This window comes from Haloprofundus sp. MHR1 (assembly GCF_005155585.1).
GTDB classification, from domain to species: domain Archaea; phylum Halobacteriota; class Halobacteria; order Halobacteriales; family Haloferacaceae; genus Haloprofundus; species Haloprofundus halophilus.
Window position 1 is genome coordinate 601,939 of sequence record NZ_CP039833.1, and the last position, 18,550, is coordinate 620,488.

Consider the following 18,550-nt stretch of genomic DNA (forward strand, 5'->3'; position numbering starts at 1 on the left):
GTTTATCCGGTCCGCCTGTGGCGAGGCTATGGTGCAGTCGATACCGGTGGAGGTGCTCCGGGGCCTCTACCTCGGCGTGCTCACGGGGATCATCCCCGCGCTGGTCTCCGCGGGCCTCGGCTTCGTCTTCAAGTACTTCACCGGCGTCTCCATCCCCGGGTTCGGTGTCGTCGCCTTCGCGCTCGCTATCGCCGGGGCCAACGGCGGTCTGCTGGCGCTGGCCGACGACAGCCTCACCGAAGGACAGCACGGCGTCGCGCTCACGATCGCTATCCTCGTCGTGCTGATGCTGTCGCTGTACGCGCACGCGCAGGGCGACAAACTCGGGAGCACGCTCCCGAAGCGCATCACGTTCAAATCGCTCCGCGAGCGGACGCTCTCGGGCGACGTGGTCGAGTTCGTCGGCGGCCGCCGCCGGGTGACGGTGACCGTCGCCGGCGAGGTCGACGACATCGAGGGCTACCCGCCGCTCTCGCCCGCGCTCCGCACGGAACTCCGAGACGACGAGTGGGAGTTCCCGGCGGACGTCCCCGTCTCGGAACTCGAAACGCGACTCGCCGAACGACTCCGGACCGACTACGACCTCGCGGAGGTGGCGGTGTCGCTCGACGAGCAGGCCCGCGCGACGCTCGCGGCCGCGCCGCCGGTCGGCGGTCTCTCGAAGCGTCTCTCGCCGGGCGAACGCGCCGTCTCCGTCGAGACGCTCGTGCCGACGGGCGTCGCCCGCGGGGAGTCGGTGACGCTCCGGACGGCCGACGGAAACGTCGACGGAACGGTCGTCTCGGTGAGGACCGGGGAAACGTCGACGTCGAGTCCGCCGACGCCCGACGCCGCCGACGACGCCGAGTCCGACGACGAGGGTGAGGGCGACGGCGAGGAAAAAACGACGGTCGCCCCCGCGGCCCCCGTCGCCGCCGGCGGCGAGGGCCGCCTGACGGTCGCCGTCGACCGCCCCGACGCGGAGGTGTTGCTGTCGACGGACGTGTCGCAGGCGGTCGTTCGCTCGCGCGGCACCAGACGCGAGTTCGAGCTGACGACGCTGCTGCGCCGGGCGGGTCGGCGCATCCAGCGGCTGTCGGTTCGCGCCGACAGCGTGCTCGACGGGACGACGCTCGGCGACGCGGGCGTCCGCGACACCTACGACGTCGCCGTCCTCGCGGTCCGTCGCGACCAGTGGCGCTTCGCTCCGCGCGGTGACACCCACCTGGCGGCGGGCGACGAACTGTTCGTCGTCGGGTCGCCCGCCGCGCTGGCGTCGTTCAAGGAGGTGGTCGCGTGACGGGCGTCGCGTCTCCGGCGGCCGCCGCGCTGACGCTCCTCCAACTCGCCGGGACGCCCGACGGACCCCTCGGTTCCGAGACCGGTTTCCTCGGCGACGCGTTCTACATTCTCGGACTCGCCTTCGCCGCCGCCGCCGTCGCCGCGGCCGGAGCGTTCGGCTACCGTTGGTACTTCCGCGAGCGCCCGCCGCGGGGGCTCACCGTCCTCGTCGGTCTCTCGGCCGTCGTGCTCTACCTCAACACGGCCAAACTGAGCGATATCGCGCTCGGCAGCGGGAGCGACGACCTGTTTCTCCCCGGCAACGTGCTGTTCAACCTCGGGGCGCTCGCGGCCGCCACGGTTGCGGCTCCCGTCGGCGCGCAACTCGGCGACACGCTCGCGGCGAACACGTCCGCGTTCTCCGGGGCCCGCGAACTCGAGGGCGACGTCGGCCGAGTCGTCCGCTCCGTCGGTCGCGTCATCTCCGTGACGCTGCCCGAAGAGATCCAGGATATGGACGAGTACGACCCCGTCGCCGACGCGACGAAGGAGTCGCTCGCCGGCAAGACGCTGCTGTTCCCCCGGCGACTCACCGTCGCCGAACTCCGCGAGCGACTCGTCGCCCGTCTCCGCGAGGACTACGGCGTCGGCCACGTCGACGTCGACCTCACGGAGGACGGCGACGTCGAGTATCTCGCCGTCGGCAGTCGCCTCGCCGGCATCGGACCGACGCTCGCGCCCGGCGGCGTCGCCGTCGCGGTCCGCGGCGACCCGTCGCTCGACGCGAGCCCCGGCGACACGGTGCAGGTGTGGCACGCCGCCGACGACGGCCCGGCGCGGGTGCTCACCGGCGAGCTCCGCGCGACGACCGACGAGGTGGCGACGCTCGCCGTCGACGAGACGGACGTCGACCGTCTCGACGCGACGCAGTCGTACCGACTCGTCACGCTCCCGGTCGACCCAGGAGTCGAACGCCAGTTCGCGGCGCTGCTTCGGACGGTCGAGGAGACGATGGGCGTCGTCTCCGTCGCCGAGACCGACTCCGGCGCGCACGCCACGGTCGGCGACCTCGCCACGACGGTCGTCGCCGTCCGGCCGCAGAGCGGCCCGGTGGAGGCGATACCGGCGCGCTCGCGGCGACTGTCCGCCGGTGACACGCTGTACGTCATCGCCCGCCCAGACGAACTCCGCCGCCTCGAACGGACCGTCGGCGCGACCGCGGGCACCGCGAGCGACGACTGACCGCGACGGCGGCCGACTACGAACAGCGACCGACCACGAGCGACGCCCGACAACGAGCGACGCCCGACAACGGCGACGCCCGACAACGGCGACGCCCGACTACGAGCGGCGACGGCGCAGGCCCGCAACCCTCATGTCGACTGCGCGGCGAGTAGCGCGCATGCAGTGGAAGCTTTTCGCAGACCTCGCGGAGACGGCCGGCACGCGGACCGTTTCGCTCGACGCCGACTGCGACACCGTCGGCGACGCGCTCGACGTACTGCTCTCGTCGCGCCCGGCGCTCGAATCGCGCGTCCTCGACGACGGCGAGGTGCGCGACCACATCAACGTCCTCCGAAACGGCGAGAACGTCTTCACCGGGGAGGGGCTCGACACACCCGTCGCCGACGGCGACGAGCTCGCGCTGTTTCCGCCGGTCAGCGGCGGCTGACGGGTATCCCCGAGGAGACGACCACCTCGCGGCGTGACTCGACGACGGTCGGAAGCGAGCCGAAGTGAGTCGGCGGCGCGTCCGCTCGAGAGTGTGAACGCCGCGCCGTCTGTTCGCCTCGAAGTGTCGTCTACAGAGCTTCGAGAAAACGGAGAGAAGGGAGCGTAGAGAGCGTAGAGGGCGTAAAGGGATTCGGCGTCGATTACTCGGGGCGCGGTCGGGCGACGAACAGCGTCTGGACGACGCTGAACGGGTCGTACACCGACTGGTGGCACTGACAGTACACGCCGTTGGCACCGCCGAACGTCGCCGACGACCCCGTCGTCTTGTAGCCGGGGACGCAGCAGAAGTGCGTACACTTGTTGAGCCACGCGATGACGCCCTGGGAGGTGCTCGCCTGGAGCCACTGGTTGTTCTGGGCGGCTTCCTCGATGCGCGTGCTCCGAACCATCTGGACGGGGATGACGTCTTCGGTGTCCTCGGAGCGCCACGTACCGGAGGCCGGCTTACCGACACCTTCCTGTCCGATACCGTTGCCCCACGTCTCGTAGTCGTCGAGGTCGCTGATGTTGATTCGGTCGCCCTCGGACTTCGCCTCTTGCTGCCAGGCGTACGGCGGCGCGGAGCCCGACAGGAAGTAGTTGTCGCTCTCGTAGGAGGGGCTGAGGCCTTCGTACGACTCGACGCCGCAGTACTGGAACCACTCGGAGGTGTACGTGGTACCGCCCAGCTGCATCTCGGCGATCTCCACTTCGACGCCGTTCTGTTCGACGGTCTTCACCTCGGGCCAGACGCCCTTGATGTAACCCTCGTCGTCGATCTCGATGGGGATCTGCGGCATCCCGCGCGGTGCCGGTCCGGCGACGTTCTCGATGGCGTACGCCTGCGTCGAACCGCCACCCGCACCCGAGGCGTTGGTCGCGGCGTTGATGCTCGTGGTCCCGAGGACCCCGACGCCCGCGAGAGTAGCGCCGCCGACGACGCCTTTCACGAACCGACGCCGCCCGGATTCAGCGGGATACTTGTCGCTTTCGCTCATATCTACCCCTTAGGGTGACCGATAAAAAGACTGACGAAGTGAGCGGGGGCAGCGGCCGTCGTCGCCGACTCGGACCGACTCGGACCGACCCGCGACGTCGTCAGACATCACTCGTTGCGTTTCTCGTCTCTTCCCCCTCTCTTCGTTTCGGCGACGAACACAGAATACCATGGAAGATAGTACTCGATTCCGAGGCAATTTTTCGGCGATTGTCGCGGACTTTTACCCTGTGCCACTCGTACACGTACGCATGAACCTGCACAACCGGACGGTTCGCCAGGACGTCCGCGAACTCGGCGCGTTGCTCGGGGACGTACTGGAGGCTCAGACGTCGACCGAGGCGTTCGAGACGGTCGAAGAGCTTCGGACGAACGCGATCGGCTACCGGAAGGGCGACGTCGAGTCGAGACAGGAACTGTACGACGTGCTCGGTAGACTCCGTTCGGGCGACGAGAGCGTCGTCGCTCGCGCGTTCACGACGTACTTCGAACTCATCAACCTCGCCGAGGAGCGCGAACGCGTCCGCGCGGTCAGACGCGGGTCGCAGGACGGGACGCTCGACGACAGCCTCGTCGACACCGTCGCCGCCCTCGTCGAAGACGACGCCGACCCCGACACGGTTCAACGGGTCCTCGACGACGTGCTCGTCGAACCGACGTTCACGGCCCACCCGACCGAGGCCCGCCGAAAGACGGTGAAGTCGAAACTCCGCTCCATCGCGGCCGACTTGGAGACGCTGGACGAGCGCCGCCTCACCGACCAGGAACGGGAACAGACGTGGCACGAGGTCGACGCGGAGGTGACGAGCCTCTGGCAGACGGCGCAGGTCCGCAACCGTCGCCCGGAGCCGACGGACGAGGCCCGGAACGTCCAGTGGTACCTCGAGAACACGCTGTTCGACGTGACCGGCGAGGTGTACAGCGAACTCGAAGATATCGTCTCGGAGGCGTACGGCGACGAGGTTCGAGTGCCGAAACTGTTCGAGTTCCGCTCGTGGGCCGGCAGCGACCGCGACGGCAACCCGTACGTCACCGTCGACGTGACCGAGGAGACGCTCGAACGCCAGCGCTCGGTCGTCCTCGACCGCTACCGCAACGCGCTCAAGCGGCTCTCCGGTGTGCTCAGCCAGGACGGGAGCCGTATCGACGTGGGACCGGCGTTCGAGCAGTCGCTGGAGGCCGACCGCGAGCGACTGCCGGCGACGGCCGAGGAGGCGACGACGCGCTACCCCGACGAGCCGTACCGCCAGAAACTGAAACTGATGCGCGAGCGCCTCGAACGCGTCGAGGACGTCCGGCCCGACGGCTACGACGACGCGGCCGAACTCGCCGCCGACCTCGACGTCATCGCGCAGAGTCTGAAACTGAACGGGGCCGAGCGCGTCGTCTCCGCGTACGTCGAACCGCTGGTGCGACAGGTCGACACGTTCGGCTTCAGCCTGGCGAGTCTCGACCTGCGCGACCACCGCGAGAAACACACGAGCGCCATCGCGGAGGCGCTGGCGGTCGAGGGCATCGAGTACCGCTCGATGGGCGAAGACGAGCGCGTCGAACTGCTCACCGAGGCCGTCCTGCAGGAACAGCCGGTGCTGGACCTCGACGACCTCGAGCAGTTCTCCGACGGGACGGCGCGGGTGCTCCGCCGCTTCCGCAAACTCGGCGACTGGCAGCACGAGTACGGCGCCAGCGCCATCGACACCTACGCCATCTCGATGACCGACGAACCGAGTCACGTCCTCGAAGTGCTGTTCCTGGCCGACCAGGCCGGCGTCGTCTCGCTACCCGACCACTGCGGCATCGACATCGTTCCGCTTCTGGAGACCGAGTACGCGCTCAACGGCGCGCGCCGCATCATGGGCACGCTGTTCGAGAACGAGGCCTACTCGCAGGCGCTGTCCGCCCGAAACGGCCTCCAGGAGATCATGCTCGGCTACTCCGACTCGAACAAGGAGAACGGCTTCCTCGCGGCGAACTGGGACCTCTACAAGAACCAGCGCCGCCTCGCCGACATCACTGACGAGCACGACGTGGAGATGCGGCTGTTCCACGGCCGCGGCGGCTCCATCTCCCGCGGCGGCGGCCCGATGAACCAGGCGATGCTGGCGCTGCCGAACGAGACGGTGTCGGGGCAGATCAAGTTCACCGAACAGGGCGAGGCCATCGCCGAGAAGTACGCGAACCCTCGCATCGCCGAGCGCAACCTCGAACAGATGCTCGACGCACAGATTCGGTCGCGTTACGAGGCGCTCCGGGAACCGAAAGAACACGTCCCCGACGAGTGGGCCGACGCGATGGATACGATGTCCACCGCCGCCCGCGAGGAGTACCGCGACCTGTTGGAGACCGACGGATTCGTCTCCTACTTCGAGCAGGCGACGCCCATCACGGTCATCGAGGAACTGAACCTCGGCTCTCGTCCCGCCTCCCGGTCGGGCGAGCGCACCGTCGAGGACCTCCGCGCCATCCCGTGGGTGTTCTCGTGGACGCAGTCGCGCTGCATCCTCCCCGGCTGGTACGCGCTGGCGACGGGACTGAACGCCTACCTCGACGACGGCGGCGACGAGGAGACGCTCCGGGAGATGTACGACGAGTGGCCGTTCTTCCGGACGACGCTCGACAACGCGGCGCTCTCGTTGGCGCGGACGGACCTCGAAATCGCCGCGGAGTACGCCAACCTCGCGGACGCGTCGCTGCGCGCCGAGTTCTTCGGCCGCATCGAGGACGAGTACGACCGCGCGACCGAACTGGTTCGCTCCGTCTCGGAACGCGACTCGCTGCTGAAACGCGAGTGGCTCGGCGAGAGCCTCCGCCGCCGCAACCCCTACGTCGACCCGCTGAACCTGCTGCAGACGCACCTGCTGTCGCAGACGCACCGGACGACCGAGGAGGAACGAACGCTCCGACTGACGGTGAAAGGCATCGCCGCCGGGATGAAGAACACGGGGTAGTCGCTCCCCCGACGGCCACCGGTGTCGACGACACACTGTCGTCGTTCGTCGACGAATCGCCGAAGAGCAACATTTAGCCCCCCTCCGTCCGACGCCCCGCCAATGAACTTCTTCGACCGCTTGGCCGACCGCATCGCGACGGCCGACAGCGTCGTCTCCGTGGGGTTGGACGCCGACCCGTCGCGCATCCCCGAACACCTGCAGGAGAAGGAGCTGCCGCAGTGGGCGTTCAACCGCCGCATCATCGACGCGACGCACGAACACGCCGCCGTCTACAAGCCGAACGCCGCGTTCTACGAGTCCGAGGAGGGGTGGCGCTCGCTGCGCGAGACCATCGCCTACGCCGAGGGGAAGGGCGTTCCCGTCCTCCTCGACGCCAAGCGCGCCGACATCGGTAACACGACGCGGCAGTACGCGAAACTGCTCGACGACGTGGACGCCATCACCGTCAACCCGTACATGGGTCGCGACTCGCTCGAACCATTCCTCTCGCGGGAGGAGAAGGGCGTGTTCGTCCTCTGTCGGACCTCGAACCCGGGCGCGGCGGACTTACAGGACCTCGAACTCGAAACCGGCGAACCGCTGTACGAGCGCGTCGCGGCGCTCGCCGACCTCTGGAACCGCAACGACAACGTCGGGTTGGTCGTCGGCGCGACGGCCCCCGAGGAACTGGAGTCGCTGCGCGAGCAGGTGCCCGAACTTCCCTTCTTGGTCCCCGGCGTCGGCGCGCAGGGCGGCGACGCCGAAGCGGCGGTGGAGTTCGGCCTCCGAGACGACGGCGTCGGCCTCGTCAACTCCTCGCGCGGCATCATCTTCGCCGGCGAGGGCGAAGGGTTCGAGAAGGCCGCCGGACGCGCCGCGCGGCGGATGAAGCGGCGACTCAACGAGTTTCGGTCGTAGTCTCGGTACTCGACCGGCCGCCGTCCGAAGTGACTGGATGCTGTGCCGACTTCGAGAACGTCTCGCTCTCGTATCCGTCCGCCCGTCCGATTTCTGTCAATAGAGTCAATTAACCGCTCGTGGTACACTGCCCTCGGATGGTACGTCAGCAGACGCGGCGGCAGTTCCTCGCGGCGGGAGCGACGGCGACGACGGCAGCCGTCGCGGGCTGTCTCGTCGGCTCGGCCGACGCAGAGGGCGTGTTCCGACCGCCCGTCGACCTCCGCGGGGCGATATATCTCCCGGCACGGGCGTACAACACGTACCAGATGTGGGCCGACTACGACGAGGCCGTCGTCGAGCGGGACCTCGGGTACGCGGCGTCGCTGAATCTCAACGCCGTCCGGACGTGGGTGAACTACGAGTTCTGGATGGAAGACCCCGAAGCGCACCGCCGCGCGATCGACCACTTCCTCGCCGCGGCGGCCGAACGCGATATCGGCGTCCTCCTCGGACTCTTCGAGGGCGTCGGACAGCAGCCGACGGAAGCGAATCTCGAAGACACCGACCCGCTCACGGCGACAGCGGTTCAGTCACCCGCGCTCTGGCACCTCGAGCGGCGCGACCGGTGGGAGAACTCGCGGCGGTTCGTCCGGTGGTTCATGGCGCGCTACCGCGACGACGAGCGACTGCTCGCCATCGAAGTGATGAACGAGCCGGGGTGGGCCTCGTTGAAGCTTCGGTTCGCCGAGGCCATGTTTCGAACGCTCACCGAAGAGCGCGGGTCGGTGCCGCTCACCGTCGGGTCGACGAGTCTCGCGAACAACGCGCAGTATCTCGATTGGGGCGCGGACATCCTCCAGTTTCACTACAACTTCGCCAACCGCCCCGGAACCATCGAGAACCTCCTCGCGGACGCAAATCGACTCGCGTCGCGCGTCGACAAACCCGTCTGGTTCTCCGAGTGGCAGCGAATTCGAACGGGCGTCGGGTTCACCGGCGAGGTGACACACGACGACTGGTATCCGAACTACTCGTCGCTCGCACCCGTCATCCGCCGTGCGGGCGTCGACAACTTCTTCTGGTCGCTGATGATCAAACCGGCCTACGTGGTCGTCCAGCGGAAAAACGGCGTCGTCAACGGTGTCTTCCACGAGGACGGCGCGGTGTGGAGTCTCGACGACGCGCGGGCTCTCAAAGCGATGTCCGGCGACGACGAGTTCCACGCCGAGGAGCGCCCCGAGTGGCCCACGTGGGCGGAGTCTGTGACGCAGTGGGTTCCACGCGAACCCCCCGAGCAGTGATCGAGGTTCGAGTCGAGCGACTCGCAGTCTGTGCGTCTCACCGACTCAGCATCTAGTCCACGCGACCAGTTGCCGGAGAGACGGGAAACCCCGGTGGACGTCGGTCCCCTGGTTACGCTGGGCCTGCACGCCGGAAAGTCGGTTGACCCACCGGACCGTCTCGACGCCGACGATGTTCCTCCGGGGTTCGCTGTCGGCGACCCGGATACCCGCTGCACGCTCGAGAGAGAGTCCGTAGGTGTTGTTCGTCGCTGTGACGGTGCTGATGCGTCCGCAGGTGCTCTTGCGGTAGTCGATACCGCGGTGCCAGTCGCGCACCTCGAGGTCGGTGACCGTGACGTTCCGCGCGTCGGCGGCGGTGACGGCGATACCAGTCGTGTTGCTCACGCCGTTCCCGTCGACGCGGTGGCCGTCGCCGTCGAGGACGACGTCGCCGGCGTCGATACGGATACACGCACGAGACAGAAGCGTCCCGCCCCCGTTCTCGATGTCCTCGGTGAGCGCGTATCTGCCGGGTTCCGAGATAGTCGTGCACGAATCTATCGGCGTCACCCCGGAGGTGACGTCGGACGGCCCCGTGGCCGACCTGCCGTCGGCAGCGACGGGAGTCCCTACTGACCCCGCCGCGATCGTCACGAGCAAACCGAGCAGGACGACCGGTAGCCACTGTCCGACCCTTCGGCGCATTGTGGGAGAGAACGACGGAGGTGAAGTTAACGTATCGGAACTATCGAAAATGTTACTGAACGAATCGCGAGACTACCGCTCCCGCGGGGAGGCGAGCCGTCGACCTCAGTCGACCAACCCGGCGTCGCGGACGTGCGCGTCGAGCGCCTCCTCGGTGTCGAACTCCTCGCCGCACGACTCGCAGACGTACGACTCCGGTTCGGCTCCGTCCGTCGACTCCGCGTCGTCGCCGGATTCGGTCATCGCATCACGTCAGACTGGTCGATTTCGCTCGTCTCGCCGTCGGTCTGTCGCGCCGCGGCCGCACACTGAACACAGATGCTCAGTTCGCGGTCGTAGTGCTCGTCGCAGACCATCGCGCCGCAGTTCGGGCACGTGTGCGTCGCTTCCGCCGACTCGCACACCTGGCAGACGCCGCTGACACTCATACGCACGGTACGACGGCGAGTCACTTGAGCGCTGGGCAGGTCGCCGGCGCCGCCTCGAACCGCGGGCGCCGGGCGGGAGCCTTAGGTCCGTGCGGTCCGTAGCGCCCCTGTGGAGCGCGACCAGCTCGTTATGGGACTCGCCGCCGTCTTCGCGGGGATAACCGTCCTCCTCGCGGTGCTCGGGTTGAGCTACTCGCTCTTTCTGCTCGTCGTGGCCGTCCCCTTCGGCGCGACGACGTACTTCATGTGGTACCAGGCGAGCGGCCGACTCGCCGAACAGGCGCGCACTCGTCGCGTCCGTCGAGAACCGTCCGGGTTCGGCGCGGGTGCGCGCCGCGAGAACGTCCGGGAGAACCGTCGGCGCGCACGCCGCAACGGGCGCAGCGGCGGACGGACCGGCGGCCGTTCGAGCACCGACGCACCGCGGACGACGCGGAGGCCGACCCGCGCCGAGGCGTACCGCGCGCTCGATCTGGAACCCGGCGCGAGCACCGCCGAGGTGAAACGCGCCTACCGCTCGAAGGTCAAGGAGGTCCATCCGGACACCGAAGACGGCGACGAGGAGTCGTTCAGACGGGTGAACCGGGCGTACGAGTCGTTGAACGAGTAGGCGGCCCGTTCGACGGTGTCCCGCGGTTCGCGTCGGGTCACTTCGTCTTCCACGCCTTCGCGAGTCGGACGTATCGAACGGGTCCGAGGGCACGCTCGAAGGAGGATTCGGCACCAGCGGACTTCGAGAACTCCGCACCGTCCGGCGCGACGACCGTGGTATGCTCTTTCACGACACGAAAAAGGTTTTAGCAAACCGACGCTTACCGCCGCCCATGAGCGCCGACCGGGCCGCCCTCGAAGAGGCCCTACAGCGCGGAGAAGAAGAAGGCGGGTACATCGAATTCAAAGAACGGCTCTCCAAGGAGGTCCACCTCTCGGGTGGCCGCATGGAGAGTCTCGCCGCCCAGCTCCGACACCGAGTCCTCTCCGGGGAGGGCGAGGCGACGTACGTCGTCGGCGTCACCGACGACGGCGGCATCGCCGGAATCTCGCCGGGCGCCTTCTCGGAGTCGATGGACGTCCTCTCGCTGCTCGCCGAAGAGGCCGGCGCGCACATCGAAGACGTGGATACCTGGGGCGTCGGCGACGAGACGCGACGCGCCTCGAACGGGTCGGGCGAGGGAACGCCGCGAGGCGACGACCCCGACGCCGGCCTCGTCGGCGTCGCCACCATCCGCGAGGGGGCGATGCTCGAAACCGACGAGGAGCACATCGTCGTCGGCACCGCGGGCCACGTCGACCACGGGAAGAGCACGCTCGTCGGCTCGCTCGTCACCGGACAGGCCGACGACGGCGACGGCGGGACCCGCGGGTTCCTCGACGTGCAACCGCACGAGGTCGAACGCGGTCTCTCGGCGGACCTCTCGTACGCCGTCTACGGCTTCGACGACGACGGTCCGGTCCACATGCGCAACCCGCACCGCAAGAGCGACCGCGCTCGCGTCGTCGAGACGGCCGACCGCCTCGTCTCCTTCGTCGACACCGTCGGCCACGAGCCGTGGCTCCGCACCACCATCCGGGGACTGGTCGGCCAGAAACTCGACTACGGGCTGCTCGTCGTCGCCGCCGACGACGGGCCGACGAAGACGACGCGCGAACATCTCGGCATCCTCCTCGCGACCGAACTGCCGACGCTCGTCGCCATCACGAAAGTCGACGCCGTCAGCGACGAACGCGTCGCCGAGGTCGAACACGAGGTCGAGAAACTGCTTCGCGACGTGGGCAAGACGCCGCTGGCGGTCGAACGCTACGGCGTCGACGCCGCCGCCGAGGAGATAAGCGACTCCGTCGTCCCCATCCTCCGGACCAGCGCGGTCTCCACGGAGGGGCTGGACGACCTCGACTACCTGTTCGAGACGCTCCCGAAGACGAGCGACGGTCAGGGGCAGTTCCGGATGTACATCGACCGCAGTTACAGCGTTACCGGCGTCGGTGCGGTCGCTTCCGGGACGGTGAACTCCGGCACCGTCGAAGCGGGCGACGAACTGCTGCTCGGGCCGATGCCGGACGGCAGTTTCCGCGACGTGGAGGTGCGCTCCATCGAGATGCACTACCACCGCGTCGACGAGGCGAAGGCGGGCCGCATCGTCGGCATCGCGCTCAAGGGCGTCAAGGAAGCCGAGATAGAGCGCGGGATGGTGCTCGTCCCGAAGGCCTCCGACCCGCGGGCCGTCCGCTCGTTCGAGGCCGACGTGATAGTGCTCAACCACCCGACGCGCATCGGGACGGGCTACGAACCCGTCATCCACCTCGAAACCATCAGCGAGGCGGCGGTGTTCCACCCCGACGAGGGGCGTCTCCTCCCCGGCGACACCGGCCACTCGCGCGTCGAGTTCAAGTTCAGACCGTACCTCATCGAGGAGGGCCAGCGGTTCGTCTTCCGCGAGGGGCAGAGCAAAGGCGTCGGTACCGTGACCGACGTGCACTACGACTGAGCCCGCGCAGCGCGGCGACTGACGCGGAACGTCCGCCGACCCGCGTGGAACGGCCGCCGACCCGCCGGCGCTGCTCCCGCAACGTCCTTCTCTCCGAAGCGGATATTCGGCGCATGGAACAGCGACAGGTCGTGCTAACGGTCACGGGAGCGCTGCTGGCGGGTATCGTCACGGCGGTACTCGGGTCGACGGGACTCGACGGGCCGCTCGCCATCGTCGCCGGCGTCGCGGTGGCGATACCATTGCTCAGAGCGGAGACGTTCGGCGGGTTCGACAGCCCCGGGTCGTTCGACAGCGGCGCGGCGTTTCTCGCCTCCCTCGGCGCGCTGGTCGTCGGTACCGTCGCCGTCTACGCGGCGGGTGCGCTCGGGGTGGGCCAGACGGTGACGGTCGGCCTCGGCGGCGGTGGCGCGTTCGCGGGGAGCTATCTGGGAGACGTGTTCGTCCAGCGGCGGTCGTGAGCCGACGCGCCGGCGTTCAACTCCGGACGTAGCCGTCCTCGCGACGCTCCGCGAGGTCGAGCAGCACGAACCACTCCAGCACGTCGCCGACGCGTTCGCGCCAGATCTCCTCCCAGCGATTCGGGTTCTTGAAATGCTCCCACTGCGGCACCCGGTCGCGGACGCGGTCGTACGCCTCGTCGGCGCTCACCGGCTCTCCGGCGTCGTCGAGCACCGCGAGCAACTCCTCGGCGGTGAACACGCGGCGGACGAACGCGTCGCGCAGGTGGTCGGGCGTCGGGTCGTTCCGAAGCCGCTTGAAGCCGCCCGGCGTCTCGGTGGCCAGTTCCAGCGCCCGGAGGAACGTCAGCCACGTCCGAGCGGCGTCTCGACTCGGGAAGCCGACGCGACGTATCAGGCGCTCGCAGCAGTCGTCCTCCGAGTCGGGAACCAGCGGCACCGCTCTCTGGGCGTCGGCGACGACGCCGAGGTCGTCGGGCGCGGGCGGGACGAGTTTGAACTGCACGGCTCAGAGCTCGCGGAGGCCGAACGACTCCGCGAGCAGGTCTTCGTCCGTCTCGCCGAAGACGCGCGTCGACCCGTCGACGACGTCGACGGTCACCTGCGCTGGCGCGAACGCAGACACCGGTACCTGCGAGAAGTCCCAGTCGTTCTCGGCGAAGATGTCCTCGAAGGGCGTGCCGTACTCGTCGGCGGCGGTCGACGGAACCTCGTCGAAGCGGTCGAACTCGTCGCGGACCGTCAGGTGGACCTGGCCGCCGTAGGCGAGCGCGTCGTTCGTCCGGCCCATCGCCACGCCCTCGTCGTAGCTGACGGGTGCCATAGGGGCGCTGCCGCTGACCGAGAGCACGTCCCGGGGGTCGTAGCCGAGCTCGAAGAGGCGGAAGACGGCGAGTTCAGATGCCCGAGACGCGATGTTGACGCTTCCGGCGATGGAGCCGACGGCGAACGCCGGCAGGAAGACGGCGCTCGGTTCGACCTCCGCGAGGTCGGCGACGTGTTCGGCCACCTCGTCGCCCGGCAGGTCGATGCTCTCGACGGCGAGGACGGTGAGGTCGAACTCGTCGTAGTAGCCGACGGCCTCGAACTCCGACTCCTGGCCGACGAGCGCGCGTGCGGGGCCGCTGCCGAGGCCGTCGAAGCGGTCGAACTCCAGCTCCCAGCCCGCCTTCTGCGAACAGAGCAGCGCGATGGCGGGGTGGTCCGTCGACAGTTCGACGTGCGGAATCGGCGCGCCGTCGACCGTACCCATCCGCGTCTGGACGGTGGCGAGCCCGGCGGTCTGTATCTCCGTCAGCAGCAATCCCGCTTCGACCCCGCCCGTGGCGTCGACGCCGAAGTCCAGCACCGTCGCGCCCGACTCCAGTTCGTACGAGCCGACGTTCAACTCGTCGGCGAAGTCGAGCGCCTCGTCGACGAGTTCTATCGCCATCCGATTGAGACTGTCCATACCTCCGGTTGCGCCCATTCGGATAAAGGGTTTGGCGGTCGGCGGTCGCCCCGACGCCGACATCGGGGACTACGACGCTGACTTCGGGAACTACGACGCCGACATCGGGGACCACGACGCCGACCCCCCGGGGACTACGACCCCGGACGCTGCGGTCGGGCGCGTCGCTCTACTCGCCTCCGCTTCGTGCCTCGCGGCCGAGTTCGCGTTCGACGGCCTCGACTTTCTCCCGCGCTCGTTCGTCGCTGGTCCGCTTGTCGTCGATTTTGAGGAACGTACTCACTCGGTCGGCGTCGACGGCGTTGTGTGCGGCGGCGACGGCGTCGAGCAGCGTCTCGACGTCCGCGGCTTCGACGACGGTTCCCATCGGATTCGTCTCGTACTCGACGTCGAACTCGTCGAGCGCGGCGACGGCGTCGGCCACGTCGGCGGCCATGCTCTCTTCTGTCACTGGTGCGACGCTCAGCAGTGCGATGACGGTCATACCGGGGGGTCTGCAGCCAGCGTCCTAACTTTGCGGGTCGATCTCGTCGGCGAGCCGAGCGGTCTCGTTTCCGTTCTCGCGCCGGCGAGCGCAGTTGAACTCGACGGTGACCGTGTCGAGTCCGCGACGAGGAGTAGTTGGCCGTCCTGGGGCGCTCTCACCGCTCTCACTGCTCCAGCCGTTTCGGATATCCTCGGTTCCGACGAGTCGCCGTTTTATCACCGCACACTGTGTATAGGTACCGATGGACACGATTCACTCATCTCGAACACGGACCAGCGACTCGACCGCCGCCGGCGCGATTCCCCGACGCTCGGTCGTCAGAAACGAACGACTCAGCAGCTCCGCGTTCGGCGAAGCGTACCTCGTCTGGCGCTGTCACCGCTGCGGCGAGACCGGTGATTTGGAGGCGTTCCCCGTCGCCTGCTCGAACTGCGACGCGCCGCGCGAGGATCTGTACTACTGGACGGAGGACTGACCGCTTCGCCCGACTGGAACCGGGCTCGTTTTTGTGCGCGACCGAACTGCATTCAGTATGTACCTCTCACACCCCGTGCGTCGGATGCGCGACGACCCCATCGACGGCGAGGAGGTGACGCTCGTCGTCGAACTCGACGGCGGCGCGGACCGCGACGCGTTCGAATCGACCGTTCGGGAGGCCGGCGGTACCGTCGAGCGCGACCTACAGTTTTGTGCCGTGCTGGTGCGGGTCCCGGAGTCGGCGGTCGCATCGCTCTGCGAACTCGACGACCTCGCGCGAATCGAGACCGGAGAGACGCTCTCGCTCGGCGTCGACGAGGACGCGACGCTCCCGAGCGACGACGCTGGCGACGAATCCGGGTTCGACGACCGACTCGAACCGGACGACGAACGGCGTTAACGCGGCCGTCGGGCGACGAGCGCGTGTGCGGTCCACGAGATGACGACTTCCTCGCGCTGGTTGACGCCCGTGATTTCGACGTCGACGTAGCCGCGCTCGGGGTCGGAGTCGGAGACGCGCATCTCGCCGAGTTCGACCCACCCAGAGAGGGTGTCGCCGGGTCGAACCGGGCGGTGCCACCGGAAGTCGTCGAGGCCGCGGCCGCAGAGAAACGCGACCCGCTGAAAGAACGCCTCGGTTGCCAGTCGGTTGCAGACGCAGTAGGTGTGGAGACCGCTCGCGATGAGTTCGCCGAACATCGATTCGCGCGCCGCGTCCTCGTCGACGTGGAACGGTTGCGGGTCGTACTGCTCGGCGAACGCGACGATGTCGTCTCTCGTCAACGTCGCCGTCTCCAGTTCCCAGCGACCCGCCGGGTCGAGGTCCTCGTAGTACTGTCGGGTGGAGGTGGCGGCGTCGGGTTCCATACCGAACGACGGTTCGCTGACGGAATTACCGTTCCGGTATCGACGAACGAGCGGCGTCGCGGCGGGTCGCGCCGACCTCGCCGCGACTGGCGTACGACCGCATCGACCGGCCCCGCGGACCGCGACGGCCCGGTGTCTGCTCGTCGCTGGGCGGGCCGGTCGGTGGACTTCCCCCACGATGCGGTGTACGGCGTGCCGACGAAGCGTCGACTCTCTGCTTCGCTACAGAACTCTCGGTGCCACAGTCGCGTGCCCGATTTCGGTTCGTCGGCAGCGATTACCCTCTTGCGAGATGTCGTTATCAACTTGTGGGCCACCCGTCCGTTCGGAAGAGTGTGAGCCGAACGAGAGTCTGTGTGCTCCGTGACGGAACCCGTCGCTCGGAGGTATTGGAATCGGAGAAGTGCGCCGGCCAGGACCGAGCAGACCGGAGGTCTGCGAGGGTTGGGCAGCGTACGACCGAAGGAAGTGCGCTGGCCAGGATTCGAACTGGGTCAGACGGTCGCACTCGCTGCGCGCGTGCGCTGCGACTGACCGGCTCAAATCCTGCACATCGAATTTACCGCTTCAGAGCCTCGCAGTGCGACGAAACGCGCCGCTCGGAGGTGTTGGAATCGAAGGAAGTGCGCTGGCCAGGATTCGAACACTGGGTTGCGGCCGTGGAAACGACCGCGTGTTGACCGCTACACTACCAGCGCAGGGTGACTGTCTGCACTCTCACCAACACGCGCCAGTAGTAAAGGCGTTTTCTCCCTTATCACGTCGCGAGACTGGCACTAGAAGAGATGCGGGTGGTGAAGCCGCATCTCAGATTCGAGTTGTGTAACCGTGTTCGACAGCGCTACGGAGGAGTTTTCTCGTCCGCAGGGTCCACTCTCGGCGGACGGACTCTCGGAGAGATGACTTTCCGTGGAGAGAACACACTGACTGGGGATTCACCGAGCGCGACCGAAGGGAGTGCGCTGGCTGGGATTTGAACCCAGGTTGTGACCATGGCAAGGTCACGTGATACCACTACACTACCAGCGCCTGACTGCTGCATTTCCACAATCGCGGCATTTGTTGATAAGGCTTGCGAATCAGCCTCGAATCGACAGCGGGCGTGGGGGTAGTTCGCATCCCAAAAACAGGCTGAATGTGTCGTCAGCAGTCATGTGAGCGCGTCTCACGGGCATTTGTATTCCGCTACCCTTTTTAGTGCGTGTCGGATAGCAACGTCACAGTCTAGTGGCGAGACACCCAAACGACGGCATGACACTCACCGTATGCGTGCCGTCGTCGCTCGTCCGGGAAGCCGAGGACCAACGCGAGGCGACTCGCAAAATCGGCTACGTCGCCCGCGCGGCGACGGTGTTCCGGGCGGACCGGCTGGTCGTCTTCCCCGACGGGGAAGGCGAGCGCCGATGGGGCGGCGAGTTCGTCGCTACCGTACTCGAATACGCCGCGACGCCCCCCTACCTCCGACAAGAGGCGTGGGGCAAGCGCGACGAGTTACGGTACGCCGGCGTGCTGCCGCCGCTCCGTGTCTCGCCACGGACCGGCTCCGAATCCGACGATTCGGGGTCGTTAACACAGGGAATCGTGACCGAGGTCGGACCTGAAGGTCGCGTCCGGGTCAATTGCGGACTGCAACACCCGATCTCGCTCTACACGCCTCCGGAGATGGAGGCCGAGGAGGGAGAGCGCGTCACCGTCAGGATCTCTTCGAGAGAACCGGTCCGTGCGCGCATCGTCGACGAGACCCCACCGGGGTTCGTCGTCGAGCGCATGGACCTGTCGGAAGCGCTCGGCCGTGAGGACGCCGGCGTGAAAATCGCCACCTCCCGATTCGGACAGGAACTGTCCATCGGGCGGCTGTCGACGCTGGCCGGACGAACCGCCGACGGAATGACCGTCGCCTTCGGTTCGCCCGAGAGAGGGCTTCCGGACATCTTCGGGTTTCCGCCCGAAGCCGTCGCCGACGAGGAGTCGGCGGGCACACGAGTCGAACCCGGTCCGGGGTTCGACCTCTGGCTCAATACGGTTCCGCGACAGGGCAGCGAAGTGGTGCGAACGGAGGAAGCGATGTTCGCCTCACTCGCCTGCCTAACACTCACGGAGTGAAAC

The 18,550-nt window shown here is 67.7% G+C and carries 21 protein-coding genes and 2 tRNA genes; 12 read left to right on the plus strand and 11 right to left on the minus strand.

Features of this window, described 5'->3' with window-relative positions; translation table 11 throughout:
* Positions 1-28 precede the first annotated feature (28 nt).
* The 3 genes from FCF25_RS02915 (at position 29) to FCF25_RS02925 (ending at position 2,932) form a co-directional block, all read left to right on the plus strand.
* Positions 29-1,279, plus strand: coding sequence for a potassium channel family protein (locus FCF25_RS02915; RefSeq protein ID WP_137047278.1), 1,251 nt, complete (start codon positions 29-31; stop codon positions 1,277-1,279).
* Positions 1,276-2,502 carry a potassium transporter TrkA gene (locus FCF25_RS02920; protein ID WP_254425883.1) on the plus strand — a complete coding sequence of 409 codons (1,227 nt, stop codon included), beginning with the start codon at positions 1,276-1,278 and terminating at the stop codon, positions 2,500-2,502. The genes FCF25_RS02915 and FCF25_RS02920 overlap by 4 nt, the downstream gene beginning before the upstream one ends.
* A gap of 160 nt (positions 2,503-2,662) precedes the next feature.
* The gene (locus FCF25_RS02925; RefSeq protein WP_137047279.1) at positions 2,663-2,932 is read left to right on the plus strand and encodes a ubiquitin-like small modifier protein 1; all 270 of its coding nucleotides are present in this window, start codon (positions 2,663-2,665) and stop codon (positions 2,930-2,932) included.
* A 202-nt stretch (positions 2,933-3,134) separates the two neighbouring features.
* Here FCF25_RS02925 and FCF25_RS02930 read toward each other — a convergent pair whose 3' ends face one another.
* The gene (locus FCF25_RS02930) at positions 3,135-3,971 is read right to left on the minus strand and encodes a ubiquinol-cytochrome c reductase iron-sulfur subunit (RefSeq protein WP_117594679.1); all 837 of its coding nucleotides are present in this window, start codon (positions 3,969-3,971) and stop codon (positions 3,135-3,137) included.
* A gap of 250 nt (positions 3,972-4,221) precedes the next feature.
* Here FCF25_RS02930 and ppc point away from each other — a divergent pair, with 250 nt between their 5' ends.
* The 3 genes from ppc (at position 4,222) to FCF25_RS02945 (ending at position 9,101) form a co-directional block, all read left to right on the plus strand.
* On the plus strand, positions 4,222-6,918 hold the full coding sequence (gene ppc, locus FCF25_RS02935) for a phosphoenolpyruvate carboxylase (RefSeq protein WP_137047280.1): 2,697 nt from the start codon (positions 4,222-4,224) through the stop codon (positions 6,916-6,918).
* A 102-nt stretch (positions 6,919-7,020) separates the two neighbouring features.
* Entirely contained in the window at positions 7,021-7,818 is a 798-nt protein-coding gene (pyrF, locus tag FCF25_RS02940; protein ID WP_137047281.1) for an orotidine-5'-phosphate decarboxylase, read from the plus strand.
* 137 nt (positions 7,819-7,955) lie between these two features.
* The gene (locus FCF25_RS02945) at positions 7,956-9,101 is read left to right on the plus strand and encodes a glycoside hydrolase (protein WP_174786366.1); all 1,146 of its coding nucleotides are present in this window, start codon (positions 7,956-7,958) and stop codon (positions 9,099-9,101) included.
* A gap of 45 nt (positions 9,102-9,146) precedes the next feature.
* Here the strand turns inward: FCF25_RS02945 and FCF25_RS02950 are convergent, their stop codons facing one another.
* The 3 genes from FCF25_RS02950 to FCF25_RS02955 all read right to left on the minus strand — a co-directional run bounded on the left by FCF25_RS02950 (position 9,147) and on the right by FCF25_RS02955 (position 10,216).
* A complete protein-coding gene (locus FCF25_RS02950) occupies positions 9,147-9,788 on the minus strand; it encodes a hypothetical protein (protein ID WP_137047282.1) in 642 nt (213 codons plus the stop codon).
* A 105-nt stretch (positions 9,789-9,893) separates the two neighbouring features.
* Positions 9,894-10,031 carry a hypothetical protein gene (locus FCF25_RS15480; RefSeq protein ID WP_168191195.1) on the minus strand — a complete coding sequence of 46 codons (138 nt, stop codon included), beginning with the start codon at positions 10,029-10,031 and terminating at the stop codon, positions 9,894-9,896.
* Positions 10,028-10,216, minus strand: a complete 189-nt coding sequence (locus FCF25_RS02955; RefSeq protein ID WP_137047283.1) for a hypothetical protein — start codon at positions 10,214-10,216, stop codon at positions 10,028-10,030. Before FCF25_RS02955 ends, FCF25_RS15480 begins: the two co-directional genes overlap by 4 nt.
* A 109-nt stretch (positions 10,217-10,325) precedes the next feature.
* On the opposite strand from FCF25_RS02955, the gene FCF25_RS02960 reads away from it, so the two are divergent.
* Positions 10,326-10,826 (plus strand): J domain-containing protein, encoded by a 501-nt coding sequence (locus tag FCF25_RS02960; RefSeq protein ID WP_137047284.1) that lies wholly within the window; start codon positions 10,326-10,328, stop codon positions 10,824-10,826.
* A gap of 37 nt (positions 10,827-10,863) precedes the next feature.
* On the opposite strand, the gene FCF25_RS15925 is transcribed toward FCF25_RS02960, so the two are convergent.
* A complete protein-coding gene (locus FCF25_RS15925) occupies positions 10,864-10,998 on the minus strand; it encodes a hypothetical protein (RefSeq protein ID WP_256360029.1) in 135 nt (44 codons plus the stop codon).
* A gap of 42 nt (positions 10,999-11,040) precedes the next feature.
* Here FCF25_RS15925 and FCF25_RS02965 point away from each other — a divergent pair, with 42 nt between their 5' ends.
* Positions 11,041-12,702, plus strand: a complete 1,662-nt coding sequence (locus tag FCF25_RS02965; RefSeq protein WP_137047285.1) for a GTPBP1 family GTP-binding protein — start codon at positions 11,041-11,043, stop codon at positions 12,700-12,702.
* A gap of 113 nt (positions 12,703-12,815) precedes the next feature.
* Positions 12,816-13,163 carry a hypothetical protein gene (locus FCF25_RS02970; protein WP_137047286.1) on the plus strand — a complete coding sequence of 116 codons (348 nt, stop codon included), beginning with the start codon at positions 12,816-12,818 and terminating at the stop codon, positions 13,161-13,163.
* 16 nt (positions 13,164-13,179) lie between these two features.
* Here the strand turns inward: FCF25_RS02970 and FCF25_RS02975 are convergent, their stop codons facing one another.
* The 3 genes from FCF25_RS02975 to FCF25_RS02985 all read right to left on the minus strand — a co-directional run bounded on the left by FCF25_RS02975 (position 13,180) and on the right by FCF25_RS02985 (position 15,097).
* The gene (locus tag FCF25_RS02975; RefSeq protein ID WP_137047287.1) at positions 13,180-13,668 is read right to left on the minus strand and encodes a hypothetical protein; all 489 of its coding nucleotides are present in this window, start codon (positions 13,666-13,668) and stop codon (positions 13,180-13,182) included.
* A gap of 3 nt (positions 13,669-13,671) precedes the next feature.
* A complete protein-coding gene (gene mch / locus FCF25_RS02980) occupies positions 13,672-14,613 on the minus strand; it encodes a methenyltetrahydromethanopterin cyclohydrolase (RefSeq protein ID WP_117594688.1) in 942 nt (313 codons plus the stop codon).
* Between the two features lie 169 nt (positions 14,614-14,782).
* On the minus strand, positions 14,783-15,097 hold the full coding sequence (locus FCF25_RS02985; RefSeq protein WP_117594689.1) for an MTH1187 family thiamine-binding protein: 315 nt from the start codon (positions 15,095-15,097) through the stop codon (positions 14,783-14,785).
* Positions 15,098-15,341: 244 nt separating this feature from the next.
* Between FCF25_RS02985 and FCF25_RS02990 the strand changes: the two genes are divergently transcribed.
* Positions 15,342-15,575 carry a hypothetical protein gene (locus FCF25_RS02990; protein ID WP_137047288.1) on the plus strand — a complete coding sequence of 78 codons (234 nt, stop codon included), beginning with the start codon at positions 15,342-15,344 and terminating at the stop codon, positions 15,573-15,575.
* A gap of 57 nt (positions 15,576-15,632) precedes the next feature.
* Positions 15,633-15,977 carry a hypothetical protein gene (locus FCF25_RS02995; protein WP_137047289.1) on the plus strand — a complete coding sequence of 115 codons (345 nt, stop codon included), beginning with the start codon at positions 15,633-15,635 and terminating at the stop codon, positions 15,975-15,977.
* Here the strand turns inward: FCF25_RS02995 and FCF25_RS03000 are convergent.
* The 3 genes from FCF25_RS03000 to FCF25_RS03010 form a co-directional block, all read right to left on the minus strand.
* A complete protein-coding gene (locus FCF25_RS03000) occupies positions 15,974-16,444 on the minus strand; it encodes a MaoC family dehydratase (RefSeq protein ID WP_117595308.1) in 471 nt (156 codons plus the stop codon). The two genes, FCF25_RS02995 and FCF25_RS03000, sit on opposite strands and share 4 nt — an antisense overlap.
* Before the next feature lie 624 nt (positions 16,445-17,068).
* Positions 17,069-17,142: transfer RNA gene (locus tag FCF25_RS03005), tRNA-OTHER, on the minus strand.
* Between the two features lie 260 nt (positions 17,143-17,402).
* A tRNA-Gly gene (locus FCF25_RS03010) sits at positions 17,403-17,473 on the minus strand.
* 222 nt (positions 17,474-17,695) lie between these two features.
* Between FCF25_RS03010 and FCF25_RS03015 the strand changes: the two genes are divergently transcribed.
* Positions 17,696-18,547, plus strand: coding sequence for a putative RNA uridine N3 methyltransferase (locus FCF25_RS03015; protein WP_117594693.1), 852 nt, complete (start codon positions 17,696-17,698; stop codon positions 18,545-18,547).
* Positions 18,548-18,550 lie beyond the last annotated feature (3 nt).

What these genes read in the sequence shown, in the direction of transcription:
- FCF25_RS02915 (WP_137047278.1), top strand. Translation starts at nt 29, where the DNA reads ATGGTGCAGTCGATACCGGTGGAGGTGCTCCGGGGCCTCTACCTCGGC.
- FCF25_RS02925 (WP_137047279.1), top strand. Translation starts at nt 2,663, where the DNA reads ATGCAGTGGAAGCTTTTCGCAGACCTCGCGGAGACGGCCGGCACGCGG.
- FCF25_RS02930 (WP_117594679.1), bottom strand. Translation starts at nt 3,971, where the DNA reads ATGAGCGAAAGCGACAAGTATCCCGCTGAATCCGGGCGGCGTCGGTTC.
- ppc (WP_137047280.1), top strand. Translation starts at nt 4,222, where the DNA reads ATGAACCTGCACAACCGGACGGTTCGCCAGGACGTCCGCGAACTCGGC.
- pyrF (WP_137047281.1), top strand. Translation starts at nt 7,021, where the DNA reads ATGAACTTCTTCGACCGCTTGGCCGACCGCATCGCGACGGCCGACAGC.
- FCF25_RS02945 (WP_174786366.1), top strand. Translation starts at nt 7,956, where the DNA reads ATGGTACGTCAGCAGACGCGGCGGCAGTTCCTCGCGGCGGGAGCGACG.
- FCF25_RS02950 (WP_137047282.1), bottom strand. Translation starts at nt 9,788, where the DNA reads ATGCGCCGAAGGGTCGGACAGTGGCTACCGGTCGTCCTGCTCGGTTTG.
- FCF25_RS15480 (WP_168191195.1), bottom strand. Translation starts at nt 10,031, where the DNA reads ATGACCGAATCCGGCGACGACGCGGAGTCGACGGACGGAGCCGAACCG.
- FCF25_RS02955 (WP_137047283.1), bottom strand. Translation starts at nt 10,216, where the DNA reads ATGAGTGTCAGCGGCGTCTGCCAGGTGTGCGAGTCGGCGGAAGCGACG.
- FCF25_RS02965 (WP_137047285.1), top strand. Translation starts at nt 11,041, where the DNA reads ATGAGCGCCGACCGGGCCGCCCTCGAAGAGGCCCTACAGCGCGGAGAA.
- FCF25_RS02970 (WP_137047286.1), top strand. Translation starts at nt 12,816, where the DNA reads ATGGAACAGCGACAGGTCGTGCTAACGGTCACGGGAGCGCTGCTGGCG.
- mch (WP_117594688.1), bottom strand. Translation starts at nt 14,613, where the DNA reads ATGGACAGTCTCAATCGGATGGCGATAGAACTCGTCGACGAGGCGCTC.
- FCF25_RS02985 (WP_117594689.1), bottom strand. Translation starts at nt 15,097, where the DNA reads ATGACCGTCATCGCACTGCTGAGCGTCGCACCAGTGACAGAAGAGAGC.
- FCF25_RS02990 (WP_137047288.1), top strand. Translation starts at nt 15,342, where the DNA reads ATGGACACGATTCACTCATCTCGAACACGGACCAGCGACTCGACCGCC.
- FCF25_RS02995 (WP_137047289.1), top strand. Translation starts at nt 15,633, where the DNA reads ATGTACCTCTCACACCCCGTGCGTCGGATGCGCGACGACCCCATCGAC.
- FCF25_RS03000 (WP_117595308.1), bottom strand. Translation starts at nt 16,444, where the DNA reads ATGGAACCCGACGCCGCCACCTCCACCCGACAGTACTACGAGGACCTC.
- FCF25_RS03015 (WP_117594693.1), top strand. Translation starts at nt 17,696, where the DNA reads ATGACACTCACCGTATGCGTGCCGTCGTCGCTCGTCCGGGAAGCCGAG.